This window comes from Ruminococcoides intestinale, assembly GCF_040095935.1.
Taxonomy (GTDB): Bacteria; Bacillota; Clostridia; order Oscillospirales; family Acutalibacteraceae; genus Ruminococcoides; species Ruminococcoides intestinale.
Genome location: NZ_JBBMFQ010000001.1, coordinates 571,813 through 592,798, shown reverse-complemented (window position 1 = coordinate 592,798; position 20,986 = coordinate 571,813). Strand labels below are relative to the sequence as shown.

Annotated in this window: 16 protein-coding genes; 8 read left to right on the top strand and 8 right to left on the bottom strand. The window is 38.2% G+C overall.

From position 1 onward, the window contains the following. Window positions 1–287: 287 nt before the first annotated feature. The 4 genes from tsf to WMO31_RS02800 form a co-directional block, all read right to left on the bottom strand. On the bottom strand, window positions 288–1,199 hold the full coding sequence (gene tsf / locus WMO31_RS02815; protein ID WP_015523786.1) for a translation elongation factor Ts: 912 nt from the start codon (window positions 1,197–1,199) through the stop codon (window positions 288–290). Window positions 1,200–1,255: 56 nt separating this feature from the next. After that, window positions 1,256–1,978: a 30S ribosomal protein S2 gene (rpsB, locus tag WMO31_RS02810; RefSeq protein ID WP_015523785.1), complete on the bottom strand. Its 723-nt coding sequence runs from the start codon at window positions 1,976–1,978 to the stop codon at window positions 1,256–1,258. A gap of 218 nt (window positions 1,979–2,196) precedes the next feature. Beyond that, the gene (locus WMO31_RS02805) at window positions 2,197–3,159 is read right to left on the bottom strand and encodes a hypothetical protein (protein ID WP_367999157.1); all 963 of its coding nucleotides are present in this window, start codon (window positions 3,157–3,159) and stop codon (window positions 2,197–2,199) included. Window positions 3,160–3,488: 329 nt separating this feature from the next. Beyond that, window positions 3,489–3,776, bottom strand: a complete 288-nt coding sequence (locus WMO31_RS02800) for a YlmC/YmxH family sporulation protein (protein WP_015523784.1) — start codon at window positions 3,774–3,776, stop codon at window positions 3,489–3,491. Between the two features lie 129 nt (window positions 3,777–3,905). On the opposite strand from WMO31_RS02800, the gene WMO31_RS02795 reads away from it, so the two are divergent. The 3 genes from WMO31_RS02795 to sigE all read left to right on the top strand — a co-directional run bounded on the left by WMO31_RS02795 (window position 3,906) and on the right by sigE (window position 6,560). Further along, entirely contained in the window at window positions 3,906–4,778 is an 873-nt protein-coding gene (locus WMO31_RS02795; protein ID WP_015523783.1) for a DegV family protein, read from the top strand. Between the two features lie 266 nt (window positions 4,779–5,044). After that, complete coding sequence (locus WMO31_RS02790; protein ID WP_015523782.1) at window positions 5,045–5,848, top strand: sigma-E processing peptidase SpoIIGA; 804 nt, start codon at window positions 5,045–5,047, stop codon at window positions 5,846–5,848. A 10-nt stretch (window positions 5,849–5,858) separates the two neighbouring features. Next, window positions 5,859–6,560 (top strand): RNA polymerase sporulation sigma factor SigE, encoded by a 702-nt coding sequence (gene sigE / locus WMO31_RS02785; protein ID WP_117837397.1) that lies wholly within the window; start codon window positions 5,859–5,861, stop codon window positions 6,558–6,560. An 82-nt stretch (window positions 6,561–6,642) separates the two neighbouring features. On the opposite strand, the gene WMO31_RS02780 is transcribed toward sigE, so the two are convergent. The 4 genes from WMO31_RS02780 to pfkA form a co-directional block, all read right to left on the bottom strand. Continuing rightward, on the bottom strand, window positions 6,643–6,966 hold the full coding sequence (locus tag WMO31_RS02780) for a hypothetical protein (protein WP_367999156.1): 324 nt from the start codon (window positions 6,964–6,966) through the stop codon (window positions 6,643–6,645). 97 nt (window positions 6,967–7,063) lie between these two features. Further along, window positions 7,064–7,852, bottom strand: a complete 789-nt coding sequence (locus tag WMO31_RS02775) for a mechanosensitive ion channel family protein (protein WP_367999155.1) — start codon at window positions 7,850–7,852, stop codon at window positions 7,064–7,066. A 2-nt stretch (window positions 7,853–7,854) separates the two neighbouring features. Then, window positions 7,855–9,489: an MORN repeat-containing protein gene (locus tag WMO31_RS02770; protein ID WP_303807444.1), complete on the bottom strand. Its 1,635-nt coding sequence runs from the start codon at window positions 9,487–9,489 to the stop codon at window positions 7,855–7,857. 99 nt (window positions 9,490–9,588) lie between these two features. After that, the gene (gene pfkA / locus WMO31_RS02765) at window positions 9,589–10,563 is read right to left on the bottom strand and encodes a 6-phosphofructokinase (RefSeq protein WP_046431647.1); all 975 of its coding nucleotides are present in this window, start codon (window positions 10,561–10,563) and stop codon (window positions 9,589–9,591) included. Between the two features lie 336 nt (window positions 10,564–10,899). Between pfkA and WMO31_RS02760 the strand changes: the two genes are divergently transcribed. The 5 genes from WMO31_RS02760 (at window position 10,900) to WMO31_RS02740 (ending at window position 20,983) form a co-directional block, all read left to right on the top strand. Then, complete coding sequence (locus WMO31_RS02760; protein WP_117847328.1) at window positions 10,900–11,853, top strand: glycosyltransferase family 2 protein; 954 nt, start codon at window positions 10,900–10,902, stop codon at window positions 11,851–11,853. Continuing rightward, entirely contained in the window at window positions 11,843–13,429 is a 1,587-nt protein-coding gene (locus WMO31_RS02755; protein WP_367999154.1) for a glycosyltransferase-like membrane protein, read from the top strand. Before WMO31_RS02760 ends, WMO31_RS02755 begins: the two co-directional genes overlap by 11 nt. Before the next feature lie 192 nt (window positions 13,430–13,621). Beyond that, the gene (locus WMO31_RS02750) at window positions 13,622–16,471 is read left to right on the top strand and encodes an acyltransferase (protein WP_367999153.1); all 2,850 of its coding nucleotides are present in this window, start codon (window positions 13,622–13,624) and stop codon (window positions 16,469–16,471) included. Between the two features lie 219 nt (window positions 16,472–16,690). Then, a complete protein-coding gene (locus tag WMO31_RS02745) occupies window positions 16,691–18,412 on the top strand; it encodes a phospho-sugar mutase (protein WP_117971280.1) in 1,722 nt (573 codons plus the stop codon). Between the two features lie 1,998 nt (window positions 18,413–20,410). Further along, complete coding sequence (locus WMO31_RS02740) at window positions 20,411–20,983, top strand: GNAT family N-acetyltransferase (protein WP_337621107.1); 573 nt, start codon at window positions 20,411–20,413, stop codon at window positions 20,981–20,983. The last annotated feature ends 3 nt before the right edge of the window (window positions 20,984–20,986 follow it).

Below are 20,986 nucleotides of genomic sequence, written 5' to 3'. Positions count from 1 at the left end.
TAAAAAACTTCGGTATTGACCCGTGCAGACGGCACCCCACAGGTGAAAGCATCTCTGCTTTGCTTTATTTTACCTGATTATTATATTACATATACATTTGTTTGTCAAGCGTTAATTTCGATAAAATAAAATTTATTTCAACTTGCTGCTATTGCAATTTGCGATATTTAAAATTTTCCAAAAATTAAAACTCGAAATTCGGTCAAACTGAATTTCGAGTTTTCTGCAAACCGAGAGCAGAGAAGTCATTCTCTGCTCCGATTATTATGCTTTGTACGCCAAAATAATTATTTAACCATGCTTGCAACTTCTGCGGCAAAGTCATCCTGACGCTTTTCAATGCCCTCGCCCTTTTCAAAGCGAACGAATTTCTTGATTTCGATAGAACCGCCAAGCTCCTTAGCAGTATTCTGTGTGTACTGCTTGATGTTGATCTTATTGTCCTTAACGAACTCCTGGTCAAGAAGGCAGTTCTCCTTGTAGAACTTACCAATCTTACCCATAACAATCTTGTCAGCAATCTGCTCCGGCTTACCTTCGTTGATTACCTGCTGACGCATAACTTCTTTCTCATGCTCGATGATTTCTGCAGGAACTTCACTCTCATTGAGGTAAGGAGTGTTAAGAGCTGCAATCTGCATTGCAACATCCTTGCCGTATGCAACAAACTCAGGCTTTGCAGCGAGGTCTGTATCAAAGTTAACAAGAACGCCAATCTTACCGCCTGCGTGTACATAAGCAACACAAGCACCTTCCATACGCTCAAAACGACGAATCTGGATATTCTCGCCAATTGTGAGAACCTTTTCCTGAAGCATTTCAGCGATTGTCTGCTCTGAACCTGTTGCCTTGAGTGTGAGGAGAGCCTCAACATCAGCAGGGTTCTGCTCGATAATTGTGTTAGCACAAGCCTTAACAAAATCCATAAATGAATCGTTCTTAGCAACAAAGTCTGTTTCAGCGTTAACTTCTACAACAACACCTACTGAGAGGTCATCGTTTGTGCAAGCGTATGCAACGCCTTCTGCTGCTATTCTGCCTGCCTTCTTAGCCTGCTTAGCAAGTCCCTGTTCTCTTAAAAAGTCAACTGCTTTATCCATATCACCGTCGGCATTTGTGAGTGCCTTTTTGCAATCCATCATGCCGCAGCCTGTTTTTTCTCTTAATGTCTTTACATCCTGAGCTGTAAATGCTGCCATTTTGAAAACATCCTTTCAAATAAATTTATATAAAACGGGGTTATAATCACAAATGATTATTCAGCTGTCTCTTCCTCAACAGCTGCAGCGCCCATGCGACCCTCTCTGCCTTCGATAACAGCGTTAGCCATTGCGCCTGCAATAAGCTTTACTGCACGAATAGCATCATCGTTACCCGGGATTACATAGTCAATCTCATCAGGATCACAGTTTGTATCTACGATAGCAACGATCGGGATATTGAGCTTCTTTGCCTCTGAAACGGCAATTCTTTCTTTTCTTGGATCAACAATGAAAAGTGCGCCGGGCATCTCTGTCATATCCTTGATACCGCCCATGAACTTCTCAAGCTTCTCAATTTCGAGGTTGAGCTTAATAACTTCCTTCTTAGGAAGAAGATCAAATGTGCCGTCTTCCTGCATAGCACGGAGCTGCTTTAAACGAGCAATTCTTCTTCTGATTGTTGCAAAGTTTGTGAGCATACCGCCGAGCCATCTTGCGTTTACATAGTAAGCGCCTGCACGCTCTGCCTCTTCCTTAACAGAATCCTGAGCCTGCTTCTTTGTACCTACAAAGAGAACGCTCTTGCCTTCTGCTGAAAGCTCACGAACAAAGTTGTAAGCTTCTTCAAGCTTCTTTACACTCTTCTGAAGGTCGATAATGTAGATACCGTTACGCTCAGTAAAAATGTACTCAGCCATCTTAGGGTTCCATCTTCTTGTCTGGTGACCAAAGTGAACACCTGCTTCAAGAAGCTGTTTCATTGAAACTACTGCCATAATAAAAATCCTCCTTAGGTTAAAACCTCCGCTGTGCCTTTGTTTTTATCAACGCAATAAGCAAATTCTCTGAATCTGCCACCCTGTTGACAAGCATCAGCGTGCGAATTGCCTGTATATTATACCATAAAAGTAAAAAAAATCAAGTGTTTTCGAAAAAGTTTTTTCAAAAACACCTGATATTTTCTTAAATATTAAATTGTTTTCGGAAACTCCGATCAATACCACAAATCAAAGAATCTTACATTACCGATGCTTGTGATGTAATTCTGTGATTCATGCCAGCTGCTTGAACCGACATAGAAACAAAGAACTCTGTGCTGAACTGCCGAGCCGTTCTGATCAAAGATAAAGGAAACAGCATTTTTTACATCCTGATTCGGTGCATAAGCAGTCGAACCGTAATACTGATATTCCGAAATAATTCTGTCAATTGATGTTGTGTTTGAACGGTTCATTGCGTCACGAATTGACTGTGCGATAAGGGCACAGCCTGTGTAACCCATTGAACCACCTTCGCCCATTACAAGTCTTTCGAGTTTCTCTCTGTCATAGCTTGAAAGAGAAACAGGAGAAGGACTGTAGGACGGATCCGGATTGGCGATACTTACAAGGTAGCCACTCTGATAGTTTGACGAGCTTGATGTACTGTCTGTATAGCCGTAATCCGATGAATTAGATGCGGAACTGCTGTTGTCCGATGAACTGTCAACATAGCTTGTATAGCTCTGTGAAGTTTGGCTTGAAGTTTCTGACTCCGAGGGCTCTGACTTTAAACTTTCAGCCTTTTTGGAAGCCTGTGAACTTTCAGCTTTCTTCTTCGCAGTTTTTGCAGATTTAGTTTCCTTTTCAGTTGTTTTCTGTGTAGTCGCTGCGGATGTTGTTATCTCTTGGGTTACGGGGGCAGTAGTTTCTTCAACGCAGTTATCTGTAATAACGAGTGAAAAATCATTGATGTTACCGACTGCAAGCGAAGCAGCACGGCTGTCTTCAAAAGCATCTACATCCGGTGCAAGAGTTGTTGTCGGAACAACAAGAGCAGCTGCCGCCAGAGATACCGCAATAGCATAGGACAATGCCTTAAAGCCTTTGCGTTTTGACTTCTTTTCGGGTTTGTGAGTTCTCTTTGAACTCTCCGAATTGTTGTCACATCCGTAGTGTTTATAGTTTGTCGCTCTCAAAAATTTATCCTCCCTGTGATTTTTGCACATTAAGGTAACTACTATAACTGCCGTCAAAAGCAAGCGTATATACAAGATGTAGTTATCTGTTTAAAAATGTGCCAAGTCCTTTAGTCGTAAAATTTTATCAAACACACAATTGCAATTGTATTAAAGCACAAACTTTTGAAAATTGCAAGTTTGACGGGGGAAGATAAATTGTAACAATTGTAACCGAAATGTTACTTATGTGGTTTTAATTTCTTAAAAAAATAATGATTTGTGCATTATGCATAATTTAGCAAATATTTCTTAGGTTATTTTGCCTTAATGCGAAAATTTGAAAAAATTCAAAATTTAGCCCCAAAACGGGGTTTTTTCGGCTTTTTTACTGGCTTTGGAGTCTGGCAACTGATGATTACCGTATCCTCTCCTATGAGGTCAATTTTCTCCCACGGAATTATGTAGTCCTGACATTTTCCCACCAGACTAAAAAATCCGGGTCTGCCGAAAATAACAATTGACACAACAGTCGCGCATTTGGTATCCACAATAACATCGTCGATAAATCCTATCCTTGTTCCGTCACAGGCGCTTATGACTTCCTTATGTCTTAAATCGGTAAATCTGCAATTCATATAACCACTCCGAAATCTGTTTTTGATATACATATATATGAAAAGGAACGGTCATTATATTCATTGACATTTATATCATAATTTGTTAGAATTGAATCACAATATTTTCGCAAAAAAGGAACGATAATTATGAATTATGTATTTATGACAGATGCCTCCTGCGACCTTACACAGGAGCTTGTTAACGAAATCGGCGTTGAAGTTCTTCCGATGGAATTTCATATGGAGGACAAGTCCTATCTTCATTATCCGGATTGCAGAATGATGAGCCTCTCGGAATTCTACAGTAAACTTAAAGAGGGTATTGATTCAAAGACAACACAGATTAACTATGACAGCTTTTACAAGAGCTTTGAAAACTATCTTAAAGCCGGCAAAGATATCATTTACACAGGCATTTCAACAGGTTTGAGCGGAACATACAACACCTGTATGATGGCTGTTAAGGATTTAAAGGAAGTTTATCCGGACAGAAAGATTATTGCAATTGATTCTCTTTGCGATTCGGCAGGACTTGGGCTTCTCATCTACCTTGCAGGCAAAAAATACAGCGAAGGCGCTACAATTGACGAACTAAAAGAATACATTGAAGACACTCGTATAAAAGTATGTCATTGGTTTGTTGTTGAAGACCTTGATCAACTCAAGAGAGGCGGTAGAATTTCCGCTGTTTCCGCAACATTCGGCAAAGCTTTGCAAATCAAACCGCTCCTCAGTGTTGACGATGAAGGTCATCTTATCAATGTTGCAAAAATCAGAGGTAAGAGCAATGTTGTTCCGGCTCTCGTAAAACACCTTGAAAGAGACGCCGAAAATCTCAAAGACAGCGTTGTCATGGTTGCCCATGCGGATAATCCGGAAGGCGCCGAAGAACTTAAAAAGGCAATCAAGGGTAAGTGCAAGGAAGTTGTCATGACGGATATCGGTCCTGTAATCGGTACTCATGTAGGTTCGGGAATGCTGGCAGTCCTTTTCCTCGGCACAAGAAACCTTAAATCATAATCAAAATACGGCAAAATATGTAATAAGCGTGCAGTCTGAATTAAACTGCACGCTTTTCTTTTGTCAGTCCCTTGTGTAATATAAAAGGCACATTACACTTACGCCGACAAATCCGCCTATAAACAATCCGATAATTAATCCTGCAATCAATAATTTACCTCCTGACCATATTTTGACAATTATTATTTTACGCTTGTGAGATAATAAGCAAAGGTAATAAATTTAATAGAAATGTTATTAGAACAGCATTCCGCAGGGGGAATAAAATGAAATCTGTTTACATAGATGTACTGATTACCGTAAATGTTTTCATTGACTTTATACTTATTTTATGCACAAAAAAGGCGCTTTGCATCAACACCTCGTTTAAAAAAATGTTACTTGCGTCGCTTCTGGGGGGAGTGCAAAGTCTTATTGCACTTTTCCCTCCCCTGCCTTTCTTTTTGAATATACCTATCGATGTTTTATGTGCCGCCGGAATTGTGTTATGTGCATTCGGCAAGTGTCCGTTTAAGTGTTTTATCAAACGAATATCCGTGTTTCTTTCTCTCTCATTTTCATTCTGCGGAATTATGATGTTTCTGTACAACGCTTTCAAACCGAAAGGTATGGAAGTATACAACGACACAGTGTATTTTAACATTTCGCCCGTCCTCCTGATTATTTTAACTCTTGTCTGTTATTATATTCTCAAATTGACGAAAATATTGACGAAGGGGGGCAACGGTTCGGGAGTTTGCAAAGTTGAAATCAAGGTTAACGAACAAAGCTATTTTTTCCCTGCAAAGATTGATACGGGTTGCAACCTTGTTGAACCGTTTTCGGGAAATTATGTCATTATTGCTGAACAAAATATTTTTGATGACTATGTTCCCGATGAAACCAAAACAAGGATTATTCCGTTTGAAAGCCTTGGCGGAAACGGAATTGTAAAAGGATTTCCTCCCGATAAGGTTAAAATTGACGGCAAGGAAATCTGCAAAAGCATTTATATAGGCATATGTAATGATGTATTGAAAGGAGATGTTAAGGCAATCATACCGTACGAACTTGTAAAAATATCAGAATAGGAGCAATGTTATGTTTTTAATGAAGGTTATTCAGAAAATCCGATTTGCACTCGTTATTGAAAATGAAATATTCTACATTAACGGCAGTGAAACTCTTCCCCCACCGCTTACACGAGAAGAAGAACAGCATATTATGGAGAATATTGCAAAAGGAGACAGTAAGGCAAGAGAACCGCTTATTGTCCACAATTTAAGACTTGTGGTATATATTGCAAAAAAGTTTGAAACTCCGAATGCAAGTGCGGAGGATTTGATTTCAATAGGCACAATCGGGCTTATCAAGGCGGTGAACACCTTTTCTCCCGAAAAGAATATTAAGCTTGCTACCTACGCATCAAGATGTATTGAAAACGAAATTCTGATGTTTTTACGAAAATCATCGCAACTGAAAAACGAGGTATCGATTGACGAACCGCTGAACACGGACTGGGACGGCAATGAACTGCTCTTATGCGATGTTCTCGGAAGCGATCCTGACACGGTAAACAGAAATATTGAATGCGAGCTTGAAAAAAGTCTTGTTTTGCAGGCAGTTTCAAAGCTTCGTGACCGAGAATGTCTTATTATGGAGTTACGCTTCGGGCTTAACGGACGAAAGGAACACACGCAAAAGCAGGTTGCCGACAAGCTTGGAATTTCGCAGTCCTACATATCAAGGCTTGAAAAGAAAATTATTCGCCAATTAAAAATTGACCTTGACAAAGCAGTATGATTTTTGTCTGAACTCGAACCAATAACATATTTCGTATTAAAAACGAGAGCAACAGGCAATTTTGTCCTGCTGCTCTCGTTTTTTATAAAACAGTATCTGAGGGATTGGTGACAGTATCAGAATCATTATTACCTCCGTCACCCATAATATCGTCAATTCCGTCTTCAATATCATCCATCATATCCGAACCCGAATTTCCTGTTTCATTTTCTTCGTTACCGATGAAACCGTCCGAATCTGAAACTTCTCCGTTTTCAGTCATACTTTTTGAAGTTTCCTGCGTATTTGATGTTTGTGAAGTCTGACTTGTTGTGTCAGTCATACTGTCGTTTTTATCATTGCCGCAACCAGTGATAAGACATACTGAAATTAAAGCTACGGCAAAAAGACCTAAAAATTTTTTCAAACTAATCAATCCTTATAAAAATAAAATGGTACTGAATCAACAGCACCATTATTATTTACGGAATTTTTCGTAATATTTAATTTGGAATTTAATAATTTTAATCTTTGGCAATAACAAGATGAGGGTACGGAATTGTGATACCGTTTTTATCAAACTCTTTCTTGACATTTTCTTGCAGGAAGAAATAAACCTCGTAGTAATCATCAGGAGTTGCCCATGCAAAAACCTTAATCTGCACTCCGCTGTCAAGATGTTCACCGACTCTTACAGTAGGTTCGGGATCTTTTAAAATCATCTCATTTGTTGCCATAAGGTTGAGAATAATCTCACGCACCTCGTCGATATCATCATCATAGCTTACCGAGAAAGTACAGTCAACCCTTCTCTGCTCAACCATTGTGCAGTTTACAACATTGTTTGATGTGAGTCTTGAATTAGGAATTGTCACAAGCTTATTATCAAGTGTATGCACGGTTGTTGAGAAAATATTGATTTCCTCAACCGTTCCTTTTACTCCCTCAAAATCAAGAATATTACCCGACACAAACGGTTTGTTTATCAAAATTACAAGTCCGCTGACAACATTTTTCAGCAAATCCTGTAATGCAAGACCTGCTGTAAGGGCTGCCGCACCGAGTGCCGTAATAAGCGACGCAACATTCACACCGATTGTTCCGAGTGCAGTTACTGCAACAATGAAATAGAAAATCACCTTGAGAACGGACAATACAAAGCCTTCGGCTGTACCGTCCATTCGTGATTTATTAAGGATTTTTCGGAGAATCCCTATAATCAACCTGGTAATTATATATCCGATAACAATTACAGCTACACACACAAGAGCCTTTGAAAGATATTCAAGCAACTTTTCTTCAGTGATATTCATACCTACACCTCTGCATCAACAAGAAATTCGGAAATCTTCTCTCCGTTCTCATAAACAGAAACCACTATATTGCCGTTTTCATCAAAAGAAACGCTCTTACCTGTGCGAACACCGTTTTCGTAATTGCTCACATCAATAAGATTTCCGTTTCTGTCAAATCTTGCACCATAGCCGTCAGGAGTATTATTATCCCACTTACCCGCATGCATTGTACCGTCACTCAGTCTGTAACCGACACCGCCGCCGTTGCGTGAATTATCGGTCCAGTTTCCAACATAATTTATACTGCCGTTGTTATAATAGCAAACACCAAATCCGTTGCGCCTGTCATCAAGGTATTCACCATCATATGAGGTCATACCGTCAGGAGAAACCGTTCTGCCTCTGCCTGTTCTGCAATTATTTTCATCAAGATTACCGAAATAGGTATATCTTCCCGATTTAGTAAGAATCACCACGTCACAATGGGGTTCTTCTTCGTTTATAATTTCAGGATTTTCTTCATCGGATTCTTCTGTCGGCACATCATCTATTTGGCAATGTATGTCGATATTTGCTTCAACTTTTTCAAAATCAGTTTCTTCATCTTCGGAAGCTTCGTCGGTACTGTCAACAGTTACAACATTTTCGGAATCTTCTGTCTGTTCATCTGATGTTTCTGCGACAGCGTCTGTATCATCTGCAATTTCATGTTCTGAAATATGAGAATTTTCTTCAACCTCATCATCCGAAAGCTGTTCGTCTTTCTCGCCTGTTACAATTTTAACTTCCGCTGGTTCAAAATCTTCTTCGGCAGTATGATTTATAATTTCACCGAACAAATCCTTATTTGTTTTGTGAGCCTCAACAAGAATTTTCTCAATAATATCGTATGCCGAATGATCTTTCTTACTCACGGGTTCAGCCGTGTCGGAAACATTTGGAATATCTTCATCCGTAAGATAAGCGCAATCTTCGAGATTATAAGCATTTTCTGGAACAAAATCATTTTTGAACAAATCACCGTTAAACACAAATCCGCTGTTGCCGTAAGATTTTTTCTCCGTAAACGGCATATCTGACGGTAAAAAACTTGCATCATACCAGAGCATACCCACATTTGAATATATCAAAACCCTTGAATTTTCGTTTGACTGCTTATCAGACGGGAAAAGAGTTTTTACGGAAACAATCCCGTTATCGTCAATATCTTCGGTGACAAGAGTTATAATCCCGCTGACTTTGCGTGGATATATTCTCGTGATAAGCTTATCGGCAATGCTTCTGTTAAAATATTCCGTGCGTAACCATGTATGATTACGGTCAAAAAATTGTCTTTTGAATACAATTCCCCTGTCATTGTAAGTTATAACAGAATAAACTCCGCCTGTTGCCCTTTTTACGGACTGATAAGGAAGATTATCCCTTGTTACCTTCCACGAAAGCGGTTCATTCTTCGTCAGCAGACAAGACATCTTGTAATCCATACCGTGAAGTTCGATTTCGGTAATTTCTTTTTGCTCTTTGCAGCCTGAATTAAAATAGTTTGCACGGACACCCGCAAGTGCATCATTCTTAAAATCAAGTTTTTCATAGTCTGAAACAAGAACGGAATATATAATTAAGCCGTCAGTCAGCTTTTGAGATTGTTCAAGCATTATGAATTATTCCTTTCAAGAAAATTCTGTGTAGCGTAACCCTAAAAGAAAATAAAGGGCGAACAATGTCCGCCCTGAAATAATCGAGTTATATTTAAATCAGATAGAAATTGTCATAGCAATCTTGTAAAGCTCTTCATCAAACACACGAGGCATATCAAGCGCTTCGTTGATATCAAGATCAACAATCTTGCCGCCCTGCATTGCAACAACTCTGTTACCGATATTCTGTTCAAGAAGTTCAACAGCCTTAAAGCCCATCTGGCTTGCAACAACTCTGTCACGAAGTGTCGGAGAACCGCCACGCTGTACATGACCGAGGACTGTAGCTCTTGCCTCGATACCAAGACGCTGTTCTACATACTTTGCAAGATCTCTTACACCGCCGACACCCTCGGCAACAACAACGATAAAGTGTTTTTTGCCTGTTTTCTGAGTGTTGATGATTCTTGCGATTACATCTCTTTCGATATTGTACTGAACCTCAGGAACAAGGATAGCTGTAGCACCTGTTGCGATACCTGTCTGGAGAGCAATATCACCGCAGCGTCTGCCCATAACCTCAACTACAGAACAACGGTCGTGTGACTGTGCTGTATCACGGATACGGTCAACCATCTGAATAGCTGTGTTCATAGCTGTATCAAAACCAACCGTGTATTCGGAGCAGGCAATATCGTTATCAATTGTGCCGGGAACACCGATACAGTTAATACCTGCGTTTGTAAGGCAACGAGCGCCTCTGAATGAACCGTCACCGCCGATTACAACAACACCGCTTACACCGATGCTTCTGCAAAAATCGGCAGCTCTCTGAATACCGGCAGGAGTAGCGTACTCTTCGCTTCTTGCTGTGTAAAGCATTGTACCGCCGTTACCGATGATATCAGATACACTTCTGAGGTTCATTTCCTCAACATCACCGTTGAGCAAACCATTATATCCACGGTAAACACCGTAAACCTTCATTCCTTTATTTATACCGGCACGAACTACAGCTCTGACAGCCGCATTCATACCGGGAGCATCGCCGCCGCTTGTTAATACTGCAATTGATTTCTGTGTCTGTGACATTATAATCTACCTCCATAGGTTATTAACTTCTACCATTATAATACAATTGTTTTTTGTTTACAAGTGGATTTTCGCAATTTTAAAAAAATAAAAGATTTTATTACAAAAGCATTTAATCCTTTTTACCGTTTTGTTACAAAAATATGTGAATTTGTTCATAAATACACTGTTTTCACCTCTCTGTTTCGATAAAATAACAATATTTTGTAACAAAGGCTGTAAGTTTGTTGACTTTTATATAATATTGTTTTATAATTACCCTTGGATAAGAGACAGATTTTGTGCCTGTCTTGCGACAAGTCACCTGAGTGACAATTTTTCGGGAGGATAATTTATATGACTAAGTTATATCTGGCTATTCCCTGTTATAACGAAGAAGAAGTTCTGAGGGATTCGGCGGAAAAACTGCTAAACAAATACAGCACGATGATGGCAGAGGGCAAAATTTCTGCCGACAGCCGTATTGTGTTTATTGATGACGGCTCAAAGGACAGAACATGGGAGATTATTTCAGAACTCCATACAGAAAATCCTATTTTCCAGGGCATCAAGCTTTCAAGAAACAGAGGTCACCAGAATGCACTTCTCTGCGGTCTTATGACTCTCAAAGATAAGGCTGACGCTGTGATTTCAATTGACGCAGACCTTCAGGACGATATCAACACCTTTGATGAAATGGTGGCAAAGTACGAGGACGGTTGCGATGTTGTATACGGTGTTCGTTCTAAAAGAGAAACAGACACATTCTTCAAGAGATTTACAGCAGAAGGATTCTACAAAATTCTTAATCATATGGGCGCTAAGGTTATTTTTAACCACGCTGATTTCAGACTTATGAGCAAGAGAGCGCTCAACGCTTTTTCATTATATAAGGAAACAAACATCTTCCTTCGCGGTATGGTTCCGATGATTGGCTTTAAGTCTGATATTGTTACATATGAGCGTTCCGAAAGACTTGCAGGTGAAAGTAAATATCCGTTAAAGAAAATGCTTGCACTTGCGTGGGAGGGTATTACATCTCTCAGCATTCAGCCAATCAGAATGATTACATGGCTCGGTGCAATCGTGTTCGGCATCAGCCTTATTATGATTATCTACTCACTCATCAGCTTTTTCTGCGGTTGGACTGTAAGCGGTTGGTCAAGCCTTTTATGTTCAATTTGGGCAATCGGAGGACTTCAGCTCCTTGCAATCGGTGTTATAGGCGAATACATCGGAAAGATTTATATGGAAACAAAGCGCAGACCAAGATTTATTGTTGACAAAGTTCTTGATGACGATGAACAGTAATAGAATCACCAAAGTCCTGACCAGAATTTTCGGCGGAGTATTTACGGTTTGTTTTGTTTTTCTGTTTGTAAATATTATCATAATTGGCTTTGACGGAAATGTTGACAGAAGATTCGATTCATTTTCAAAGATGTTCATTCTTTTGATTTTTGCCGTTTTGACCGTCGGAATATGTGCATTGTATTTTCATTACACCTCAGATAAAAGCTGCAAGAAGATTAAAGCGAAGTCGAGATTTGAATTTAATGATAAAAATACCAAAAATGTTATTTTTATCGGATGCGGTATTCTTCTGATTGTTGAAATTATTTTTGCGTTGCTTACCGATTTTGAACCTGTTGCCGATTTGCATAACATCAAAAGATATGCAATGTATTTTTCAACTCACGGCAATTTCAACCTCATTGAACAGGATTACGCAAACGATTATCAGTATCTTGTAAGATATCCGAATAATATGGCATTGCTTTTGATTGTGTCGCTTGTCGGAAGATTAAATTACCTTATATTCGGTCATTATGTTGATTTTGCACCTGTTGTTGTTAATATTTTGGCGATTAATATTTCAATAATGCTGACGGCATTTACAGCAAAAAGACTTTTCGGCAACAAAAAGGCTCTTTTTGTACTTGCTTTTTGTGCATTGTTTTTACCTTATCTCACCTATCTGCCGTACTATTACAGCGATTCAATGTCGATGCCGTTTCTTATCGGAGCTGTTTATCTCATTGTTTCCGCATTACAGGTTGACAACAGAAAGAGTATGTACGCAAAGCTTTGTGCTGCAGGTGCATTGATTTTCCTCGGATATAAGGTTAAGGGCAGTCTTATCATACTGTTCGCAGTCGGACTTTTATTGTTGTTCTTGAAATTCAGATTAAAAAAAGCAATCTGCCTTATTCTGGTGTTTACGGCAGGGTTTGGTGTGATTGGATTCGCATACAATACAGCCGTTGACGCTGTCAATCCGATCACGAAACAGCAGTATGAAAAATATGAATATCCTGTTACTCACTGGCTTATGATGGGGCTTAAAGGTCTTGGAAAATACGATGAGCATGATGACTATTACACTCGTTCATTTCCCTCGAAAAAAGAAAAACAGGATGCTAACATTAAGGTTATTAAAGAAAGAATAAAAGATTACAAATTTAGTGGTTTGTATGAACATATGATTGAAAAAGCTGTTTGGACATGGCAGGACGGTACATATTACATTTCGTACCATAACAGAAAGCCAAAGAATGATAATATTCTTATGGATTTTCTGCATATTGACGGAAAGTACAACAAGGCCTTCCAAAATTACAGTTCGGCTTTACAACTGTTCATTTTATTGATGATTTGTATTTCGGCATTAAAAACTCTTATCAAACCTAAAGTTGATGAGATGCTGTTAATCAAAGGAGTTGTATTTGCGGCATTCCTTTTCTTCCTGTTATGGGAAACAAGGTCAAGATACCTGTTTGATATGACGCCTCTGTTTATTCTGCTTACGGTTGACGGTATGGATACCGCAAAAGCTTTTCTTGATTCATTCAGAAAACCTAAACAACAAACAGAAAAACAGGCATAATTTAATAAAGTTTTCAAGTGACAGCCGAAACTGTCACTTGTTTTTTGTTATAAAATCAATGTTACAACATTACAAACTTTTTCATTAAAAATCAATATTTTCGTTTGCAATTTATTGTAATGATGCCTAAATTATGCTATTATTACTATATGTGCAATGATTTGCAAATTTCAAGCTTGAAAGGTAAAAATTATGGATTATGAAAAGCTGAAAAAGAGGGATTCCTCGCTGGACATTTTGCGAATAATCGCAGTCTTTACCGTTTTATCGGTTCATTTTTTCCTACACAACGGATTTTACAGCCAGACAATCGAAGGGACACCGATGTATGTTGCTGTTGTAATGAGAACCCTGTTTTCCGTTTGCGTTCCCTTGTTCATGTTGCTGACAGGTTATTTGATGAGTAAAAAAGAACTGAGTAAAAAATACTATTCGGGAATTACGAAAACACTTGTTGTTTTTGTAATCTCAACACTTGCATGTATGATTTACAAAAACATTGCACAAGGTGATGTTTTTGACCTGAAATCTTTCATACTCGGAACGCTTGATTTTACCGGTTCCAACTACTCCTGGTACATTGAAATGTACATAGGGTTGTTTCTGCTTACACCGTTCCTTAATCTTGCTTACGGAAAACTTAAAAGCAAAAAGCAAAAGCAGGTACTCCTTGTAACAGCTGTTTTTCTGACAATCATCCCCTCGTTATTTAATATTTTCAATTTTGGTTCACTTGATTGGTGGACTAATCCGACTTCATCTGATGAGTTTCAGAAACTTGTCCCAAGCTGGTGGCAGGGATTCTACCCCGTTGCATACTACTTTGTGGGTTGTTACATAAGAGAATATGGATTGAAAATGAAAACAAGAACAATGCTTGTACTCTTTGTTTTTTCACTTTTCGTATTCAGCACATTCAATTATTTCAGAAGCTACGGCACAACATTCAAATCGGGTACATACATTTATTGGTATGGATTTGAACCGTTTGTTTTATCTGTACTGCTTTTTCTCTTGATTAAGAGAATCAAGACCGATAACTTCCCGAAAGCCGCTAAAATTGCACTTTGGAAAGTTTCTGACCTTGCACTTGGAATTTATCTTATTTCCTTTATTTTTGATAGCATTGTTTACCCCGTACTCTGCGAAAAAGTAATATTAATGCCTGACAGACTTCCGTATTACTTTGTTACGGTTCCGATAGTTTTTGTGCTTTCCGCCGCCGCATCATTTATTATGAATCTTGTTGCAAAACTGCTTATTGACGGTTTTAAATCACTTGCGAACATAATAAAGGATTTGCGTTCAAAGCCTGATAAAGGAAAGTGGCAGCACATAATTTTTGCTGTGCTTATGGCTTTTGCTATTGGATTTTCACTTTGGAAATGCTATTACGGTTTTGGCGGTAACGACGAATCGTTTTATCTTACAATTCCGCACCGATTAACTCTCGGTGATTCGTTACTCGGTGACGAATGGCACCTCACACAACTTTCAGGATTTTTACTTTTGCCGTTCGTATGGCTCTACACAATGATTACGCAATCTACTGTCGGAATAATCTTTGCGGCAAGAGTTTTCTATGTAATCTGTCACGCTGTTATTGTGTGCGTTATCTATTCAAGACTTAAAAAGTACGGCTATTTCACAGTATTCGGTTGTGTGCTTTATTTCCTCTTTACACCGTTTGACATTATGGCATTGAGTTATAACACAATAGGACTTGACCTAATTGCGCTCACGGGTGTTTTAATGGCAACAGCCGATTATTCAAAAAAATTACCGCTCATAATCAGCGGACTTGCATTTGCAGGCGCAGTTCTCTGCTGTCCGTACCTTGCGGCAGTTTATGTAATGTATATTATTGCAATAGGAGTTCACTATGTAATTAAGAAAACTGCCCTTAATAAAAATGTGTTCAATTCTGAACTTTTCTCGATTAAGACTTTTCTGTGGTTTACCTTGGGAGCAGGAATACTTGCGGCTATTTTCCTTGTATTTGTACTTTCAAGAGTAAGTATTAATGAGATTTTCTCAAATCTCCCCTATCTTCTTGCCGATCCCGACCATCCGCAAATGGGCTTTATGGCAAAGATGAATTACTACTTTAAAACAATCGTAGAATGTCACACTCATTTTAAATATGTACTTATGGCATACGGTGCTACCGCAATTGTTATGTTGCTTGACAGAAAGAGAAAACAACACCGTTCGATTTATCTTATTCTTACAAGTGCAATCGTTATTTTGGCGCTTGTAATGTTTATGCCGACAATGACAAGCGTTTACTACAATGCGATTATGTTCCCGATGATTTTCATGGGCATCACAGCGTATGTTCTTTCTGAAAATAAGCAAAGAGAACTGTTTGCTTCACTCTTTGTTCTCGGAATTTTTTATTCTGTTGCATTGTGTTTCTCTTCAAATCAGTATTTTTATGTAACTGCAATGGCTTGCACCGCATCAAATATCGCAAGCTTTGTATTCATCGGCAACCTGATTAAGGAAATGAAAGCAAATCCCGATAATCTTGACTACGCTGTTCCGTGTAAATATTTAGCATTCGTGATGACTGCGTTTCTGATTATTCTGCAGGCTTGTTTTCAGATTACCGTCAAGGCAGAGCATTGCTTCTGGGACAGTGAACCGAAACAGCTGACACAGACAATTCAGAACGGCCCTGCAAAGGGTATAAAAACAACACCGAATAACGCACAAACCTATGAGCAGATTTATGCCGATATCAGTCAGTATCAGAATCTTGAAAAAGGAAACATACTGTTCCTTACGCAAAAAACATGGACTTATCTTGCGGCGGAGGATTTTCCTTACGGAACGCTTTCGGCATATGTTACGGGGGAAAATCAGAACAGTCTTGCAAGACTTCGCTCATATTATTCGGTAAACAGCAAAAAAATTCCGAAATATATCTACATTCCGAAGGTCTCAGAGTGGGATAATCTTCAGCAGATTCTTCATAAGGCACAGCAGAACGGTTACTCTTTGAGCGAAAACGAAGTTTCGTATAAACTTGTAAAATAAATAATATTTTACAGATTTCAGACATAAATATCACGCAGGGAAAAAATTATGATTTCTGCGTGATATTTTTTTGTTTTTCAGCACATATTCTTGAAAATGTACAAATAAAAAACTTGTTTTTTTTTGTGAATTATGGTATAGTGAATTATGATAGGCAAGAAGGGCTTGTCACAGAATTTGGTCGCATTTTTGTGAAAATTTTAAGTTGGGGGCATAATCATGGATATTAAGCAGACTTATAACGAATGGCTTGAAAACGCAGTTGAGGACAAAGACCTTAAGGCAGAGCTTGAAAGTATAAAAAACAACGAAGATGAAATTTATGATCGTTTCTACACAGCTTTAAAATTCGGTACCGCAGGCCTCAGAGGCATTATCGGTGCAGGTACTAACAGAATGAATATTTATGTTGTTCGTCAGGCTACACAGGGACTTGCTAACTATGTGCTTAAAAAGTACGGCAATGGTTCTGTTGCAATCTCTCACGACAGCAGAATTAAAGCAGATTTATTTATGAATGAGGCGGCAAGAGTTCTTGCGGCAAACGGCATTAAGGTTTACATCACATCTGAACTTCAGCCTACTCCTGTTCTCTCTTACCTTGTTCGTTACTTTAAATGTCAGGCAGGTATTATGGTTACAGCCAGCCACAACCCTGCAGCTTACAACGGCTATAAGGCATACGGTGAGGACGGTTGCCAGATGACTGATGTTGCCGCAAACACTGTATATGACGAGATTTCAAAGCTTGATATGTTCAAGGATGTTAAAATTGCCGATTTTGACGAGGCAGTTAAGAGCGGTATGATTGAATATGTTGACGAGAGTGTTTATGACACATATCTTGAAAAAGTTATGGAACAGCAGGTTAACCCCGGCGTTTGCAAGGGTGCAGACCTTAAAGTTGTTTATACACCGCTTAACGGTACAGGTAATAAGCTTGTAAGAAAGGTTCTTGGCAAGATTGGTGTTAATGATGTAGTTGTTGTCCCCGAGCAGGAACTTCCTGACGGCAACTTTACAACATGTCCTTATCCGAACCCTGAGATCAAAGAGGCACTTGCAAAAGGTCTTGAGCTTTGTGAAAAAGAACAGCCTGACCTTCTCCTTGCAACCGATCCTGACGCTGACCGTGTAGGTATTGCCGTTAAGGATTATGACGGCAGTTACAGACTCATTTCAGGTAATGAGGACGGTGTAATGCTCACCAATTACATTCTCTCTTGTAAAAAGGCAAGCGGTAAGCTTCCTGAAAAGCCTGTTGTAGTAAAAACTATAGTTACTACAAAACTCATCAACAAGCTTTGCGAAAAATACGGCTGTGAACTCAAGAATGTTCTTACAGGCTTTAAGTATATCGGTGAAGTTATTCTCAACCTTGAGAAAAAGCATGAAGAAAACAGATATCTCTTTGGTTTTGAGGAAAGCTACGGCTATCTTTCAGGCACATATGTAAGAGATAAGGATGCTGTTGTTGCGTCAATGCTCGTTTGTGAAATGGCAGCTTACTATAAGAAACAGGGCAAGTCACTTGCTGAGGTTATAGACGGTCTTTACGAAGAATTTGGTTACTACCTCAATCAGACATACTCATTCGAGTTTGACGGTGCCGCCGGTATGCAAAAGATGTCTGATATTATGACAGCTGTAAGAGATAACACACCAAAGAGCATTGCAGGCTACGATGTTGTTAAGGTTTCCGACTATTTTCTCAGGAAAGAAACAGATGTTGCAACAGGCAGCGTTACCGACATTGACCTTCCTAAGTCAAATGTTATTGCTCTTCACCTTGCGGATGACAACGCTGTTATTATCCGTCCAAGCGGAACTGAGCCAAAGATTAAGCTCTATATTACTTCAGTCGGTAAGGATAAAGATAATGCTGCAGAAATCTGTGAAAAGCTTGTTGTTGCAAGCAAAGAGATTCTCGGCGTTGAGTAATTGGAATCGACATATAATAGTTGCACCTAAAGTTAAGGGGACAGATTTTTCTGTCCCCTGTTTTTATGTGTATTTTATCAAAAACGCAACTCCCCTATTTCTCGTGATAATACATTGTATAATACGCAAAGCAGAGGTGACTGCTGTTGCAGTCACCTCCGTAATCGGTTGATTTATAAATAGCAATTTTTAAAGGGGTATGTTGTTATTTTAAATTAAATAATATGCCCTTTGGACTCATCTCCAATATCGGATATTATGCCCTCAACAATAATAACTTTGTATTACATTGGACTTATCTCCGTTCTTAAATTTGAATATAAAAGTCTTTTGACCGTTAAAATTCATAATATCAATCAGTACAAAGATTGCTTAAAAGCTTATCAACTTTTCCTCTGAATCAATTGTACCTGTCCTTAAACTAAGTCTTTGGAATTTTGGACTGTCAGCCTATATAGTCATCGGAATTAACTCCTTTTACTTTAGCTTCGACTAACTGTGTTTATACATCTGAGTATGTATACTACAATCAAACTATAAGACCTAAATTCTCATTGGAATAATCTCCTGTTGTTTGCAGATTTCTATGTCATCCCGACATTTTCTTTACTGCTAATCAATGCTTTATTTACGACTTATATTAACTTTTCGTCAAATCAATATCAGTAACCGTATACCGTCAATTCCCGTTAATGGATTTTATTTTTGACCTTGCATCGGTTTAAAATCTCAAGCATACATCGGAATATCTCCAATCTTGTCGCATAAGCGAGATTTAATTTAAGTTCTTATCTCATCGGAATTAACTCCTTTTACTTTAACTTCGACTAACTGTGTTTATACATCTGAGTATGTACACTACAATCAAACTATAAGACCTAAATTCTCATTGGAATAATCTCCTGTTGTTTGCAGATTTCTATGTCATCCCGACATTTTCTTTACTGCTAATCAATGCTTTATTTACGACTTATATTAACTTTTTGTCAAATCAATATCAGTAACCGTATACCGCCAATTCCAGTTAATGGATTTTATTTTTGACTTTGTATCGGTTTAAAATCTCAAGCATACATCGGAATATCTCCAATCTTGTCGCATAAGCGAGATTTAATTTAAGTTCTTATCTCATCGGAATTATCTCCTGACACTTTAGTTTACCTTGAATTTTAGAAATCAGATTGAAATTTACGGTTTCACTCTGTATTATAAGTTTCCAAATTTATATTCCGTTTGAACTGCTTATTAAATTCAGCCTCTTACATTCTTTAAATTCAGACTACTCTGTGTGCCGTTGTATAAGCTGTTCATCCATTGGTTTTAGTATTAATTTCCATTGGACTTATCTCCGTTTCGGACTTATTTTGCTTAAATAACGATTAAGCTTTCATTGGACTAACCACCAATTTTTAGATTTCAATATATATTAAGTTATAATTAAAATTCCGTTCTCCCGAGTATTAAATTCGATAACCTTTAATGCTTAATTGGACGAATTTCAATCATAAGATGTAGATTGCTAAAGACGAATTCGGAATGCTCTTGCGATTAAAAATTAATAAATATGTTTTTATAACATCAAAATAATCAGCTGTTCCGACAAAACAAGTAAGAATTAGAAGATCATCTCTTAGAATACACGGGCTGTAGAGTTAGGTGGTAAGCTCCGCATATAATCTCTGATTTGTTTGAAGTAAGGTTTTCTTGCTTTCATTTTTAAAACCTCCTTAAGTTCTTTTCTTTGTCTATATTATACAGTTAGTTGTCCACATTGTCAACACTTTTATTAAAAATATTTATAATTTTATTTTTAGAAAATCTATTGAAGTAAAATTCACATTGTGTTATAATAAAAATGTTGGGGTGTTTATCAGTCGGCAACTTTTTTGAGTGCCGACTTTTTTCTTTTTTATATACTTTAAAATGCCTAAAATATTGATTATAACTAAACTTTAGTGTATTATTATGATGTCATAAAGTATTAAAGAGGTCATAATTGTGAACAATAAATTGCATATCAGAACGGCACAAATAAGCGATGCCGAAGAATTGCTCGCCATATACAAACCATATATTGAAAACACGGCAATCACATTTGAATACGATGTGCCAAGCATTGAAGAATTTGCAAATCGCATAAAAACTACGCTCAAAAGGTATCCTTATATTGTAGCCGAACTCAACGGAAAAATTGTCGGCTATGCGTATGCCGGAGTTTTCAAAGGCAGAAAAGCGTATGATTGGTCAGTTGAAACAAGTATTTATATCCGCCTTGAGAATCACGGAAACGGAATCGGAAGAAAACTCTACGAAAAGCTCGAAGAAATTCTCACAAAACAGGGTGTGACAAATGTAAATGCTTGTATTGCGTACACTGAACATGAGGATAAACATCTGCATAACGACAGTGTTTGCTTTCACAAAAAACTCGGTTATAAAACTGTCGGTATTTTTCATAAATGTGCATACAAATTTGATAAGTGGTACGATATGATATGGATGGAAAAATTTATTGCCGAACACAATGCTAACCCGAATGATATTATCCCCTACCCTATGCTGAATTGTTAACAG

Bases quoted from the DNA above. Each gene is read 5' to 3' on its own strand.
- tsf (WP_015523786.1), bottom strand. From the start codon at position 1,199: ATGGCAGCATTTACAGCTCAGGATGTAAAGACATTAAGAGAAAAAACA.
- rpsB (WP_015523785.1), bottom strand. From the start codon at position 1,978: ATGGCAGTAGTTTCAATGAAACAGCTTCTTGAAGCAGGTGTTCACTTT.
- WMO31_RS02800 (WP_015523784.1), bottom strand. From the start codon at position 3,776: ATGAATTGCAGATTTACCGATTTAAGACATAAGGAAGTCATAAGCGCC.
- WMO31_RS02795 (WP_015523783.1), top strand. From the start codon at position 3,906: ATGAATTATGTATTTATGACAGATGCCTCCTGCGACCTTACACAGGAG.
- WMO31_RS02790 (WP_015523782.1), top strand. From the start codon at position 5,045: ATGAAATCTGTTTACATAGATGTACTGATTACCGTAAATGTTTTCATT.
- sigE (WP_117837397.1), top strand. From the start codon at position 5,859: ATGTTTTTAATGAAGGTTATTCAGAAAATCCGATTTGCACTCGTTATT.
- WMO31_RS02775 (WP_367999155.1), bottom strand. From the start codon at position 7,852: ATGAATATCACTGAAGAAAAGTTGCTTGAATATCTTTCAAAGGCTCTT.
- WMO31_RS02770 (WP_303807444.1), bottom strand. From the start codon at position 9,489: ATGCTTGAACAATCTCAAAAGCTGACTGACGGCTTAATTATATATTCC.
- pfkA (WP_046431647.1), bottom strand. From the start codon at position 10,563: ATGTCACAGACACAGAAATCAATTGCAGTATTAACAAGCGGCGGCGAT.
- WMO31_RS02760 (WP_117847328.1), top strand. From the start codon at position 10,900: ATGACTAAGTTATATCTGGCTATTCCCTGTTATAACGAAGAAGAAGTT.
- WMO31_RS02755 (WP_367999154.1), top strand. From the start codon at position 11,843: ATGAACAGTAATAGAATCACCAAAGTCCTGACCAGAATTTTCGGCGGA.
- WMO31_RS02750 (WP_367999153.1), top strand. From the start codon at position 13,622: ATGGATTATGAAAAGCTGAAAAAGAGGGATTCCTCGCTGGACATTTTG.
- WMO31_RS02745 (WP_117971280.1), top strand. From the start codon at position 16,691: ATGGATATTAAGCAGACTTATAACGAATGGCTTGAAAACGCAGTTGAG.